We start from the raw sequence: 14,989 nt of genomic DNA on the forward strand, positions 1-14,989 counted from the left end.
GGGCCCGAAAGCGTCCGCCTAGAGCGATTTCTTCATTTCCCCCTTCTCAATTTGCCCATATAAAAAACCTATTCTTAAATTTCAAGAACAGGTTTTCACACAATCGTTTATTGAATCATTTGGCTATTCATTAAATTACTCATTTTTTTTTTATAATCGTCAAACTTGAGCTTTTTGAGCTCGTATTGATTTACAAAATAGACGAACACTCTTCGTGGAATTCCCAGTTCCTTCGCACTCACTGAAGGTCCCAAGTCTTTGCTCACGTAAAGCTCTTCCATCACATCGATTAAGGGTTTGTTGTACCGTTTTTCAACTTTCACTTTATAAGACTCGTATGCTGTCATAGGCTATAAACCCTTCCTTCCCCTAGATTCGCTAGGCATTTTACACATGTATTCTATGTCGTTGTTACTAGTATATTCTCTTTGTATAACAATTACTAGTCCAAATTACACTTTTTTTCACGTTTTATAGGTTACATGTACTCAGTGACAATGATTCAACTTTCTAAAAACTCCAAGTACAACTACCTACTGACTGCTAATGCAGCCGACTAACCGAATACGGATCAATTTCCGCTTGCTTGATGAAGTTTTCCATTACGTGATCACTTTCAAATTCGTTTGCTTTTAAACGACCTATTTGAGAAATTTTTTGGTACTCGATTTCACTTTCTAGCAAATGCTCAATTCGGTTTTCAACTGTAAACAGTTCTGTTTGCATAGAAAACGAATCCCCGCTTTCAAACGGTGGCAAGTCGTGAAGATAACCTTCTGTTAATCCCGTAGAATCATTAACTTTGCTGACGATGGCAGGAATTCCACTGCCCGCCGCTTCAATCAACGGGACACCGGTTCCCACAAAACAAAACGTATTTTGCAGCGCGTTTTTCTTTTCTCTATTCGAAATCTTGCCGTGCATGAAAATATGTGTACGTGCTGGGGAGTCCGCGATTTTCTTACGTAAGCTTGTTTCGCCTTGTCCTGTGCCGTAAATGTGATACGTAAATTCTGGATCAATTTGAATCAGTTTTTCCATAATGTCGACCATGTAATAATTATAAGTGCGAAATTGAGCAAGTAGCCCCATCGAAACGATGCGACGCGACTGGTGATTACCGAGTGTCTTTGTTGATTCGAGAAAGTCTAATGGCAATGGGAAGATTTTGTTGCCCAGTGATTCACCAATTGCTTTTTCTGTTCTAGTTTTAATCGTTGGATTCATAAACAGCAGCTTTTTGTAAAATGTGCGATCAATCAACTTCAAGGTTTTGTGTGCACTCAGCAAGCCTTTTGTTGAATAACTCTCCGGATGATAGACACCAGACAACCGCTTTTTGGCTGGCAATAAATACGACATCAAAAATGCATGGGGATCAAACGAGTACACCAAATCGAATTTTTGATCCCATCGTTTTCTCACCATTTTCGTCGCCATCCACATATTGATGGTTGGATCAGACGTGTCTTCATCAACAATAATGGTGACTCCTTTAACAGACTCCAAATGGCGCAGCATGGGACCTCCACTGCTGTATAAAAACAAGGTTACTTCGTAATCATGTGCACTTAACCACTGCGCCATGCGCACGATTAAGGTTTCGATGCCACCTGGCTTCATGTTTTTATGAACAAGCGCGATCGATTTGATCGGAGCTTGCGGCTTTTCAAAATCAAAAAAACGACCACTTGTTGATGTAAGCATGTCTTCACCTCACCTATCTCACTGTCTGCTACAGATTTAAGAACGCTTGTGATTTGTTTTTTGTGACGTACCAATCAAATGTGATGCGCAATCCTTTTTCAAACGATGTGGTTGGAGTGAGTCCTGGAAATTGTGCACCTGATGTTGGTTTTTGAGAGAAAAACGATGGATCTTCTTTCTTGTTGGTTCTTCCCAGCTTATTTCCCAGGAAATAGTCTTGAAGTATAGATGCGAGTTCCACGTTACTCATCCGCGCAGTTGATGCTAGCTCATATCGCTCACCAGGTTCTCCTAAGTGAAACACCGCATCGATGGCTTCGCATAAATCGCGGACAAACAACCAATTATGTTTGTGACTGTGGGTTCTTTTTTCGCTCACGGATTCGCCGTTTAAAATTTGCTGGATAAGTGCGGGAACCAGTCCGGTTTCTTTTTGCATTGGACCGAAAATTTCTGGACTGACGGTTGTCACAATGTTCAGCCCTGTTGACGTCTGGAATGCGCGCACCGCAGCGTCTGCTCTCCTTTTACTATCGGTATAAAGCGAAGGCATTGTACGATCGTCTAACGCAATTTGATGAAACCGAGAATTTACATATTGAGGTTTGGGTTGGTTATTTGACGTCATCCACGCCTGTTGTGCTGCTTGCAGTACATTGAGCTTGCCGAGCACATTGGTTTGTTCGTACAACCGAATTTCTCCAACGCTATCTGTATTGCGCGTTTCTGCTGCAAAATGAATGATGTCGGTGATGTCGTATCGCTCAAACAAATGACTGATTGCATAGGCATTGCGAATATCAATGCGGTAGAACGAATAGCGCGCTTTTTGCTGTGGACACGAGATGTTCTCAGGGCTTGCAGCCTCGGTGTTGTAATCAATATTCACAATTTGGTAATCCGGATATTTGTTTAAGTAATAATGAATAAAGTTCGAACCAATAAAGCCATGCCCTCCAGTGACCAATATGGTTTTTCCACTCACAACTGCTCACCTCTCTTATCCACCTTCTAACCAACACGTTTCTTCTAAGTATTTTTTCCTATAGACAACTGTATTTTGAACTAGTTATTCTCTTTACCATAAGTCGGCTGTGTTAAATCTAGGTTAAAAGATTTTATTTTCTAAATATTTACTCATTGTAACTCAAATATAGCTAATAAGCATCAGAAATCCTTATTTTTTTAGTAATTTGGTCTAGTTTCTTTATAAATAGTTAGGATTATTTATATATATGTAAAATATTTGATGTAAAATATCCTGGTTTTGACATGAATTGAGCCAAATTGAAACAGCTTGCATGTTCGATAGCAGGAGTGAAAAGTCTTTTATAGAAGAAGGTTTTGGAAAAACAAAAACCCCGTCTTCTTTTTAGAAGACAGGGTTTACGGAATAAGTCGGTTCATAAGTGGCAGTTTTTGCATAGCCAAAATAATAACAAACGAAATCACGAAGATCAATATCCACATAACTGGCACACCCACAAGTGGCGTGAGTGTCGTTTCGTTTAGTCCAAAAAGCTTGTTTAAATACGTTTGGATCAGTGGATGAATAATGTAAATGCCGAATGTGGCGGTACTGATTCGCGTGATGAGCGCGTTGGGTTTTATCTTTTTGGCCATGTGCTGGAAGCTGATAAAGATGAATAACGTGATCAGCACGTTGTTCGGGCGGTAATGCTCGTAGAAAAAATCATCAAATTCGTCTGCGGGTACGCCGATGTTCAACTGATATGTTCCCCACAATGTTGCGAAATACGCGAGCACAGCGAGTATTCCAAGTGGCCGCACGTATTTTTTGGGCACGGGATACAACACAAGATAGGCACCGAGCAAAAAGTAACCGATATACGGTTCGAACAAACCAGCTGCTAAAGCCATTTCAAAATCGAAAAACTTCGGAAGAAACGGCAAAAAGCTCGAGAATGCAATCCAAAACAACAAAAAAGCTTGGAAAGTTTTCTTATCCATGTGCTGAACGAGCAATTTCAAAAATGGCGCCATCAGGTAAAGACCTGTGATGGTGTAGAGAAACCACAAGTGGTAATAGATGTCGTCCGTTAGGAACTGAACAACAATTTCATAGGCGGTATAAGATTCGCCAAGTTCGTAAATATTGTAAAGCGTATAGATGAAACTCCAAAAAATTAACGGAATGACGACTTTGGCTAGACGTTTTTTTAGAAATTCCCAGACGCTTTCTTCTTTATCACGCGTTAATAACAATGCGCCACTCAACATGAAAAAAACCGGCACGCACCAGCGCAAGCCGGCATCAAAGACGTTGGCAAAATGCCAAATCCAGTCATCTGTCGTGGAGTTGTTGATGATTTTCGATACTATATGGATGCCGACAACGACAAAAATGGACAAGACCCGCAACCAATCCATATAGTCATATCTTCTAGTCATGATGGTCGCTCCTTCTTGTTGGTTATGAAAAAAACGTTCCGAGCGGACGCTTTCGGGCCTGCAGGATGTAGGTCATGCAACTGGCGCGACAGGACGTCGCGGTGCCAGTTGCCGCTCTCCACGTTTTCATCTAAGTTTGTTATTAATAGAAGTGCGTAATTGAAATTTGGTTATATAGAAGGAAAATTTTATATGAGTGCAATTTTTAGTGTTTGTGCTCTTATATCTTAGCTTGTTGGCGGGGTTTGAGCCACTACAAATTGATTGCAGTTGTGTTACTTTTTTAGTTGGTAACACAGCTGGCGGATTTGTGTGCTGTTGGTGTCGATGAGTTGTTGGCCGAGTTGTGCGAGTTTGGCGATGTTTTGAGGTGAGCCATCGTCTAGTTTTTCTGTGCCTTTTTCGAGTAGCTCGATTTGAAAACGGTAGTAGCGTTTGGCGTGTTGCCGGTCGGGTAAGACGTATTTGAGTTGGTAGTCGACGACATCGGAGCTGCCGTCCATTAATACGTACCAGAGAGGACGCGCCCAACTCAGCAAGCCCCACGTTCTGAACTTTTCAAACTTGAGAGTCAACTGCGGATTGCCAGTACCGAGTGAAACGATCAAGATGTCATCGTCTTCTGGAAACACTTCTGTTGCTTCGGCATAAGCACACATCGCGGGATTATTAGCGAATACGCCGCCATCGATAAAACGTGCGCCTGGGTACGCTTGTATTTTTTTCGGACTAAAATAAGTAGGTGCTGCCGACGCTGCGCGTGCCACATCGCTCATTAAGACATTTTTCTCTATTTTTTTCGTATTCACATCGCTGCTTTTAAAAAATGAGGTGTACCGGCCGTTTAGTTCGTAGCTCGGTACCACAACGTTAACAATCGCTTGCGAGATTAATATGTCTCCAAAATACGTTTGAAGTACCTTTTCAAGTGCTTGCGCGTGGTAGCGACTTGTAAAAAGACCCCGTGTAATTTTATAAAACCAGCTTTTATCAAAAATTGCGTGCGATTCATTTTGATAAAACCCGAGAAATTGTTCGGCTGTGTAACGCGGCTCTTTTTTGTTTTGGTGATGAGGTGCGACAAGGCCCAATGCTAATATGCCGCCCGTTGATGCCCCAACAACTAAATCAAATAGCTCAGAGATCGGTTTGCCGCTTTGTTTTTCCAGTTCTGCTAAAACCATTGCCGGGATAATGCCACGTACGCCTCCACCATCAATTGATAACACTCTTTTCATGACGACACCTCATTTCCAAACTATTCAGACTTTCAGTCATTGTATAAATTCTACCTCTTCTTGTCAAAATCCATAAGCCAACTATTATTGTAATCTCATTTACCGTGTAATTAAGAATAAGAATTTATTTTTTTGATAACTTATTGACTTAACTATAAGCCTCTTTCCGATTGCCTAGTAACAGGAACAGAAATTGTATTTTTTCGTTTTGTATCGGCAAAATAGAGCTGGTTTATTTTTAAAATATGTATTTATTAGGAGATTAGTTGTAACAATTCAACTACATTTTTCATATTTTCATGAATTTAAACCTTTTTTGCCGTTTTTTTTGATTTTTAAAACCTTGCTGTTACAAGGTTTTAGAGGCTTTTTTCACTTTGTTATACAACTGTAATATAACTGCAATTGAATTGACGTTGTTTTTAAACAGGTCTGTCTATATAGTAAATGACAGAGCAAAATATTATTAATTCATATTCTTGAATAATAAAAACTTGGAGGAACCAACAACAATGAAAAAACTATTTTTTACGCTACTAACAGCCGGATCATTGCTATTTGCTAACTCAACTGCAGACGTACAAGCTTCTCAACCTATTCAATCCCAAACCGCTTCATCATATGAAACAACCGATTCAACTGTGGTTCAAGTGGCTGCAAGCAAAGCTACTAAGAAATCAGGTACGTTCAAAATGAAATACAACTCAAATGTTCGCGCTGATGCGGGCACACGCAACAAAATTGTCACAATGGCTAAAAAAGGGTCTGTGGCGAAAGCGTCTTACCAAAAGAAAGTCGGCAAATCGACTTGGTACAAAGTATCGGTTAACGGCAAATCCGGTTGGGTGCTTAGCACATTGCTAACAGCGACTTCCGCTAAGAAAACATCGGTTAAACAACTGGCTTCAAGTAAAGCAACTAAGAAATCAGGTACGTTTAAAACAAAGTACAACTCAAATGTTCGTTCTGATGCAGGTACGAAAAACAAAGTTGTGACTATGGCTAAAAAAGGATCGATCGCTACTGCCACTCACCAAAAGAAAGTTGGCGGCACGACTTGGTACAAAGTAAAAGTTAACGGCAAAACGGGCTGGATTTCAGCTTCATTGCTAACGGCAACTACAGTGAAAAAAGCATCTGTTAAAAAAGCTTCTACTTCTTCTGTTGTTTCAGAAGCATTGTCATTACAAGGCATTCCTTACAAATTTGGCGGCACGACACGCGCTGGGTTTGACTGCAGTGGATTTGTGCAATACGCTTACAACCAAGCTGGTAAGAATGTGTCACGTACAACTGGTTCACAGTATGCTGAAACGTATAAAGTTAGCAGCCCACAACCAGGCGACTTGGTCTTCTTCGCAAACACGTACAAAGCTGGCATCTCGCACGTTGGAATTTACATTGGCAACAACCAATTTGTCCATTCAGGCGGATCTAAAGCAGAAGTGAAAAGCATGAACGACCCGTACTGGGGCAAGAAATTCCACAGCTACAAGCGCTACTAATCCCATCTTGAATTCCAAAAGGGCGACCCGAAAGTTTGCTAATAGCAGATTTTTGCCGGTCCCCTTTTTTGTTTGTCATTTTTTATTGGGCTTCGAAATCGCTGCAGGTGGACGCTTTCGGGCCCGCAGTAGGTGGGTCATGCATATCTAGGCTAGGTAGTTTTAACTGAAAAAGGAGAGTAGGTTCATAGAAATCACTACAGGTGGACGCTTTCCTGCGGGCTTGCGCCGAACTAACTCGGGCTCTGGCCCGAGTGGATTTCGACACTTCGCTTTCCCGCGGGAGTCGCCACCTTCCGCTCTTTCTTATGGTTTTCAGCTTAATAGGTGTTGAGTGGCGTTTATGCTTTTCAAAGTTGATGAATGGGTGATAGAGAGTGAGTTGTGTTTTTCACTTGCGAAAAACGGGCAACAGGACGTCGCGGTGCTAGCTGCCAAGGGCTGGCAGCGCTGAGCCTCCTCTTCGCAAGCTCCTGCGGGGTCTCATCACTCCGTTGTTCCGCGGGAGTCGCCACCTTCCGCTCTTTCTTATGGTTTTTAGCTTAATAGGAAGAGTGGCGTTTGTGTTTTTCACCGTTTATGAATGGGTGATTGATAGTGAGTTGTGCTTGTGCTTTGTTCTTGTGAAAAGTGGGCAACTTAAAGATTTAGATTTTGAGTTTCTTCTATAGAAAGTGTAAGTGTAAGTGTGGGCTAGTTAACAGAAATGTTGGTCTCTTTATCAGTACTCTACTCTTTTATATGGGTAAAGGGCCTGTAGCAGAGGCTTTTTGCGTGGTGAATAGTTTAATCTAGTTGTTATTCGCATTTCATCTTTCTTCGCTCACAGCGTCTTTGTGAGCTTTTTTTGAGTTTTTATATAAAAACTGTCTGTTAGGGAAAGAATGTAAAATTACGTTAAGAGCAGACTCTTTCGCTCTATCTATAAAATGGAAACATGTGCACAACTGGCATTCTATTCTAGAAGCACTCTCTTACCTATCCTTACTAACTTAAGATGTCGATTTTCTTCGCCGAGCCGCGTCCTCGGGCTAGGCGAAGTACTGAGACGAGTGTTTTTCTCGGCTTAGTGTGGGAGCCATGCCCAAAGCGGTCGAAAGCGGTTTTTAGAACTTTATTAAAATATTCACCCGCAAAAAAACAGGCTCTCACAAGAGCCTGCTCTTTATTGATTTATCATGTCTTCGATTTGGTAGTCACCGTACTGATTGATGGTGACTGTATAGACGCCTTGATGCGTGACACTTGATGACGTGTCGTTCTTTTCATCTTGGTAAGTGAGTTCGGCATCTGCTTCGATGGTGGCGCTGGTTTCATTGATATCAATGGCATTGATGGTTGTTTCGATGGTTTCGTAAGTGCGATCTGGTTGAGTGTATTCTTCGTCCATTTCGCTCGCTTTGGTTTCGGCTTTGCTACTCGGTGCGACGTATGGTGAGTAGTCGGAAGCAATTTCGTCGTTGAATGTATACGGAAGCATTTCGAAATAATCGGTGATGAAATTTGCTAATAGGTCTTCTTCAAAATAAGGATCTCGGATGTCTTGTAAGATGATTTCCTGTTCTTCGGTAACGAGCGGGTTGTTGATCCACTCGATTAGTTGCTCCCAGATGGTATACATGGGAATAGCGTAGCCGGATTCTGGTTTTTCTTGCAAAATGATGGAATTGATGCCAAGAATTTTCCCTGTGTTGGCAGAAATGAGTGGTCCACCGCTTGAGCCTTGTGCGATTTCAGCGGTCATTTCGTATAACTCGGTGTATTCGTATTCGTCCGAGAACTCGATGTTGGTGGCGGCGATTTCACCCGTGGTTACGGTATTGCTTTCGTCGTTGGGACTGCCAATTGCGATAACCGGCGTACCCACATCGACGGGTTCCATTTCTATTTCTAATGGCTCTTTGCCAGCTAACCGATCTACGCGAACTATGGCCAAATCTTCGGTTTCTGACATGCCGATGACCACGCCATTAAATTCTTGGCCGTCGCTGTTTTTAACGGTGATAAACGACCCGTCCAACACGACGTGTGCATTGGTTAAAATGTCCCCTTTGTTGTTGATGAGAAAGCCCGATCCTTGTTCAAGATCGGTGTACAACGTGTAGGCTTGCGTTTTTGCCTGGGCGACGATGGCTTCTAGTTGAGTCTCTGCTACTGTTTCTTCAGAGGCTGCACTTGATGGCGATGTCGCATTATTGTCTGGACTGAGGAACCAATAAAGTCCCCAAGCAACGACTACCAGTAGGAGCACTGTTAACACGGCGATGATTTGATTGGTTTTTGTAATTTTGGCTGTTGTTTTTGGGGTCATTGCACATCCACTCACTTTTTTTATGTCATTGGGTTTGGGTGTTGAAAAGCATTTTTTTTGAAGGTAAGTCTTTTTCTCTTATTATATACATATGTGAAACTAAAAGTTGAAAGAAATTTTAGTTTGGGTGGAGGGAATTTTTGGAGAGTGGTGATAGTTAGAAGACGGCTTTAGAAGTCGCCTTCGAGCGGGATGGATAGTCAGGTTCTAGAAGTCGCTTCGGGCGCTTTGGAGTGGACTCCCACAATAAGACGAGCAGCTGAGATACGCTGCTCGTCTTATTGCTTCGCTCACTCCTTTTACGCGCCGAAGCTAGGGATTGCTGTGATACTTAGTCATATTATGAGTTCTGATAGAAAAATTTTTTGGGGGTTCTACAAACGCTTGGCGCAGTGGAACACGCGCCTTCGCTTTTGGAATGAAAAATTACAGCGTTGTGGTTATACCCGGGTGTTCGCTTTTTATACATAAATCACGAGATGTCAGGCATTCAAAATTATGCTCCACAAGGAGTAGCCCACTCTCTCACTACTAAAACTAAAACCTTTAGAAAGAGCGAAAGGTGGCGACTCCCGCGGAACAACGGAGTGATGAGACCCCGCAGGAGCTTGCGACGAGGAGGCTCAACGCTGCGTCCGCAGGAAAGCGTCCACCTGTAGCGATTTCTGTGAACCTAAGATTTTTTTTACTACTATGCAAGCCCTTGGCAGCTAGCACCGCGACGTCCTGTCATACTAGCTGCATAACCTGCATTTTGCGTGACCGAAAGCGTCCACTTGCAGCGATTTCGCTTTTATTCCAATAAAACAAGCAAGCAATCCACTTTCTGACTGCTTGCTTGTTCGGTTTATTTCAGTAGCTTCATTTTGTCGAGGGCGCGGTAAAGCACGGCTGCGGTTTCGCCTCTTGTGATATTGGCTTTCGGATCGAAGATGTTGCCTTCGCGTCCGGTGATCAAGCCAAGTGCGTAGGCTTGTGACACAGCTGTTTCTGCGTAAGGACTGATATTCGAACTGTCCGCGAATTGATGCGTTGTGTCTAAGTCTTCGAGCAATTGAGCTTGCTGGTATTCGACTGCACGTATCATCATCACTGCTGTGTCTTGGCGAGAAATCGGCGCTTTTGGATCGAACGTATTTTTCGTCATTCCGAAAACGATGCCTGCACGCGCAGCGGCTTCAATTTCTAGTGAAGCCCATGTTTGGCTTGGTCCCGCGTCTTTGAAACGGCCTTCGGATTCTTTTAATGGCAATTTGAGTGTGCGCACGAGCAAGGCTGCAAATTCAGCACGTGTCAGTTGGGCTTGTGGGGCAAAAAGAAGAGCGGTTTTTCCTTTGATGATGTTTTGTGAAGCCAACACTTCAATTTGTTTTTTTGCCCAATGTGATTGAATGTCTGTAAATGCTGGGTTTGCTTTTTTCATCAAGGTAAATGGTTTTTTTGTGACGTTGCCGGCTGCATCCACAACTTTCAAAGTGAATTCGTGATCTCCTGGATCTTGAACCGGAACGTTGATGGTGATGTCTTTACTGAATGCGACTTCGCCATAAGGCTCACTCAAGTCATGGCTGTATACTTCACTGTCGGTCAAGTAGACTTTGATGGCGTCCATATTGTCTTTGACGTTGAATTTAACTGTTGCCGTGTCTTTAGTGGCTTCTAGTATGTCGGGCGCTTGTAAAATCTTCAATGTGGCAGGACTTGTGTCGATTAGTACTTGACTGCGCACTTCAAGCGCATTACCCGCTTCGTCTATTGCTTTGACAACAATATCGTGGCGGCCATCTTCCATTATCAACCTATGTTCGAAAAATCGACCGTCAAAGCGAAGTGCTTTTTCTTTGTTTACTGTGACAGAAGTGATGCGAGATGCATCTTCCACACTCCCGAATACTTGTACATTCTTGTTACTCAGTACTTCAAGAAGCATGGGTGAGAAAATGGAAATGGCTGGTTTTTGCGTATCAACGACAGCTCCTGTCAAAGGCACCATGGTTCTATTGTCCGCAGTGTCATAGAAAACAGCTGTTAACTCATCGCTTTTTTTGAGGTCATTTAGCAATACGTAAAGTGCTGTGCTTGGTGCCAACGTTTCGCTTTCATACGTTTCTGGATCGTCCGTTATCGAGGCACCGTTCAACCAAATTTCCCAACGGTCTGTTCCACTGCCACTTGCATTGTCTTTAAAATTTGTGACGGTCACTGTCTTACCTTTTAGGCTTGCTTTTGCAGTAGGCGCTACAGTATCGACTAAGATGGGTAGTGCTAGCGACTGCCATTCGGCATTTGGATAATCGATGACAGCGCGCAGTTGAATTTGGTACTTGCCGTCTTTGACTGCTTTGCCGAGCACTTCCCCGTTCCACTCATTCAACAAGTCGTAATAATAAGCAAACGAGTCATTGAAATTTTTCACTAAATTTTTTCCGGTTTGTAACGTTCGCAGTTTCTTGCCTTTTTCATCTAGTACATTAACCTCCATTTTTTTGGCATTGCGCAGCAATGAAAACACCGGAATCACTGACTCACGACTGCCATCGCCGTTGGGTGAAAAAGCAAAACGCGCTGGAACAAAGCCTTGCTGATGGCTGCCTCCGTTGATGATTAAGCCAAATTCGTCCGTTAAGAATGTCGAAGCGTAAAACGTTCCAGGGTCCCACGCCACATCGTCAAAAATAGACGCTTTGTCCCATTTTCCATTAAAACCGAAATACGGAACAACGAGCGGCGTGTTGCCAGTGACGTCTACTTTGGGATCTGTCAGCGTGATAAATCCATCAATGAAAAACCCATTGGTGAAAGCCGCAAATTCTGGACGTCCTGTTAATGTCGAGGCATCGATGGTGACGCTAATTTTCGTTACACCATTTGCTGGCACTGTCACAGTTTTAGGTGAGTTGATGTTGACAAGGTTTGTCACGACTGTCGCACCTGATAGATTGGGATCGGTGACGTTTGTTTTGCGTTCTTTGTGTTTGGTAACTGCATCTGCTTGAACATCGACTTTTACGGCATACGTCGCTGCTTTGTTTGAGAAGTTTTTGGCTTGCAATGTCATTGTGATTTTGTTGTTTTTTATTTCTTTTAACGCTATTTTGGCGTCGCCGCTCGTTTGGTCTGTCAACATGACATTGGTTGATAACGCATCATGCAGTTGCATCAGACCCGCTCCTTGACGACGTGGCGACACGTATTGCCCTTTTTTGAATTCAACTGGATTGGCTGTGTTCAACAGTATATTTTTTGCGAACGTTACACGGTCTCTGCCATCTAGTCCCAGTTCTTTAACTCGTTGGAACATCAACGCGGCACCACCTGCTACATGCGGTGCTGCCATCGATGTCCCACTCATCAAGCCGTAGCCGTTATTGTTTAGTGTGGAGAAGATATTGCCACCCGGCGCTGTGAGTTCTGGCTTAAAATCCAAATTGGGTGTAGGGCCCCAAGAGGTAAATTCGCTCATTTTGCCGGCATTTGAATTGGGTGTATCGAGCTTTTCTCCATCAAAGACGACCGTTACTTTTTTGCCTGCCTGTAATCCTGCCTTCATAGCAAGGCCATCTTTTTGCAGTGTCGACAAGTACGGAATTGTTAGAAATGGATCGTATTCCATGTTGACCGGACCTGCAACGTTATTGTAAATAATGACACCGGCAGCACCCGCGGCTTCAGCCTCATATGCTGCGTCGATAAAAGGAACAGCTCCTCGCACAATCAATGCAAATTTCCCGTTTACTTCTTTCCCTACAAAATCTTGAGGACGTCCTTGCCCCGCGTCTACGATTTGATAAGATTCATTGAGCACGGGCTTTACGTTGTTTGCTGGCAAGTAAATTGCGCGTCCCGCTTTTACGTTATTTAAGTTGTATACAAAGCTGTCCGCTGTAATGATGTCGTTTTCAAATGAAGCCACACCTAGCGAATCAACTGCCAGTCCCGGCGTCTCAATCAAGCCATAATCTTGATTTTCCGCGAATGGTGCTAAGTAGCCAGCGCCTAGTTTGTCTTCGTTGCCAGCAGAAATCGCGACCAATACTCCATTATTTGTGGCACGTTCTACTGCTTGTTGCTCGGGGTTTGCTGGATCTACAAATCCTGCTGTTGCCCCAAATGACAAATTGATAACGTCTGCGTCTAATTTGATAGCATCATCCATAGCTTTAATGTAAATATCGCCAAAAGTTGTTGCTGCATAAGCATCGTTGCCGAATACTTTTAACGCTAATAATTGTGCTTCAGGAGCAACACCTTTAATGCCGCCTTTTTCTTCGTTGCCATTGGCGCCAATCGTTCCTGCTACGTGCATGCCGTGCATCGACGCACTTGGTGCCACGTCACGAATTTCCGTATTGGCGTCCATGTAGTTATAGCCGAACGGTACTTTTGATGTGAAAAACGCACCTTTTTCAATGGTTTGACTCGAAACAACTGCTTCGACTTGCGCTTTTGTTAGTGCGGCTGTCTTGTTGTTGCTCAACACCATATCTCGGTGTCCTGGATCAATTCCTGTGTCAATAACTCCAATGATCATGCCTTCCCCTTTAAAGCCATAGTCGCGCCAAGCTTGTTGCGCTTGAACCAACTTTTTAGAATGTTTCATCAGCGGCTTTACTTCAGGCCGTTTGTACTCTGTCGCTTCGTATATGGCTTTGACGTTCGGCAGCTCAGCAATTTTAGCCACTTGTCGCGCTTCGACTTCTGCTGAGAAACCGTTGAATACTGCTGTGAAGGTTTGGAGATAGTTGATTTTTGGTGCCACTTTGGCGATGGCCGCTTGAACAGATTGTTGCTCTTCGGTGGCAGCGGCTTCCATTTGCGTCTTTTGTTTTTTGGATAGCTCTTTGTAGAGAATTCCTTTTTCAGTAGCGGCTTCAATTGTTGGCTCATCCGTTAGTTCGATGATGACCCGCACTTTCTCTTTTGGTGTTTGTGGCTTTAACAGTGTTTCTGTTAGTTTTCCTGTCGGATTGATCGCTCCCGACGCGTTGGTGCTTGTAAAACCGGTAAAACTGCTTACTAGTAACAACAAGCATAACCAGACACAAAACTTCTTCATGCGTGCTCCCCCTCTTATATTAACTAAATTTTCAGATAATAATATTAGCTCTATTTTTCCAGTATATTAACGAAAAGTCCATGGTTCCAAAGATACTGTTTTATGGATTTCTTGAGGTATTTGAAAAATTGGAATGGTTTTAGAAGTTGTCTCTGAATGGGGGACTTTTTGGGAGTGGGTTAGCGGATTTTAGAAGTCGCTTCGGGCGCTTTGGCAGAGGAGCGGGTTCTAGAGATCGCTTCGGGCGCTTTGGAGTGGACTCCCGCGCTAAGACTCGCAGCCGAGGGACGCTGCGGGTCTTAGTGCTCCGCTCACTCCTTTTACGCGCCGAAGCTAGGGATTGCTGTGATACTTAGTCATATTATGAGTTCTGATAGAAAGATTTTTTAGGGGTTCTACAAACACTTAGCGCAGTGGAACACGCGCCTTCGCTTAAGTTTCTTTTGAGAGAGTAGTGGGAGCTGTTATGTGGGATGAGAAGTCGCCTTCGAGCGCTTTGGAGTGGGCTCTCGCGCTAAGCCGGGCGCGCCTCGGCTGAGTATGGATTGACCGGATGCGTCTATAAATTGGTTGAAATAGATAGATGGAGAGATATTCTGAAGTCGCTTGGCGGCGATGGGACACGCGCCTTCGCTTCTAGAATGAAAAATTACAACGTTGTGGTTTCACCCGGGTGTTTTGTGTTTTAACCCGGGTGTTTGCTTTTTATACCCAGGTGTTCGCTTTTTATACATAAATCACGAGATGTCAGTCATTCAAA

At 43.3% G+C, this 14,989-nt stretch carries 8 protein-coding genes; 1 reads left to right on the top strand and 7 read right to left on the bottom strand.

From position 1 onward, the window contains the following. Nucleotides 1-107: 107 nt before the first annotated feature. The 5 genes from I858_RS13040 to I858_RS13060 form a co-directional block, all read right to left on the bottom strand. The gene (locus I858_RS13040) at nucleotides 108-347 is read right to left on the bottom strand and encodes a hypothetical protein (RefSeq protein ID WP_049694174.1); all 240 of its coding nucleotides are present in this window, start codon (nucleotides 345-347) and stop codon (nucleotides 108-110) included. A gap of 196 nt (nucleotides 348-543) precedes the next feature. After that, nucleotides 544-1,707 (bottom strand): glycosyltransferase, encoded by a 1,164-nt coding sequence (locus I858_RS13045; protein WP_049694175.1) that lies wholly within the window; start codon nucleotides 1,705-1,707, stop codon nucleotides 544-546. A 28-nt stretch (nucleotides 1,708-1,735) separates the two neighbouring features. Further along, nucleotides 1,736-2,692, bottom strand: coding sequence for a GDP-mannose 4,6-dehydratase (locus I858_RS13050; protein WP_049694176.1), 957 nt, complete (start codon nucleotides 2,690-2,692; stop codon nucleotides 1,736-1,738). A gap of 401 nt (nucleotides 2,693-3,093) precedes the next feature. Then, nucleotides 3,094-4,119: an acyltransferase gene (locus tag I858_RS13055; RefSeq protein WP_049694177.1), complete on the bottom strand. Its 1,026-nt coding sequence runs from the start codon at nucleotides 4,117-4,119 to the stop codon at nucleotides 3,094-3,096. A 275-nt stretch (nucleotides 4,120-4,394) separates the two neighbouring features. After that, a complete protein-coding gene (locus tag I858_RS13060) occupies nucleotides 4,395-5,357 on the bottom strand; it encodes a CBASS cGAMP-activated phospholipase (RefSeq protein ID WP_049694178.1) in 963 nt (320 codons plus the stop codon). A 512-nt stretch (nucleotides 5,358-5,869) separates the two neighbouring features. Here I858_RS13060 and I858_RS13065 point away from each other — a divergent pair. Beyond that, nucleotides 5,870-6,862 (top strand): C40 family peptidase, encoded by a 993-nt coding sequence (locus I858_RS13065; RefSeq protein WP_157886524.1) that lies wholly within the window; start codon nucleotides 5,870-5,872, stop codon nucleotides 6,860-6,862. Between the two features lie 1,165 nt (nucleotides 6,863-8,027). Here I858_RS13065 and I858_RS13070 read toward each other — a convergent pair. Beyond that, a complete protein-coding gene (locus tag I858_RS13070; protein ID WP_049695232.1) occupies nucleotides 8,028-9,173 on the bottom strand; it encodes a S1C family serine protease in 1,146 nt (381 codons plus the stop codon). Nucleotides 9,174-10,020: 847 nt separating this feature from the next. Further along, nucleotides 10,021-14,229, bottom strand: coding sequence for a S8 family serine peptidase (locus I858_RS13075; protein WP_049695230.1), 4,209 nt, complete (start codon nucleotides 14,227-14,229; stop codon nucleotides 10,021-10,023). Between the last annotated feature and the right edge of the window lie 760 nt (nucleotides 14,230-14,989).

Origin of the sequence: Planococcus versutus (assembly GCF_001186155.3) — a bacterium.
Taxonomy (GTDB): Bacteria; Bacillota; Bacilli; order Bacillales_A; family Planococcaceae; genus Planococcus; species Planococcus versutus.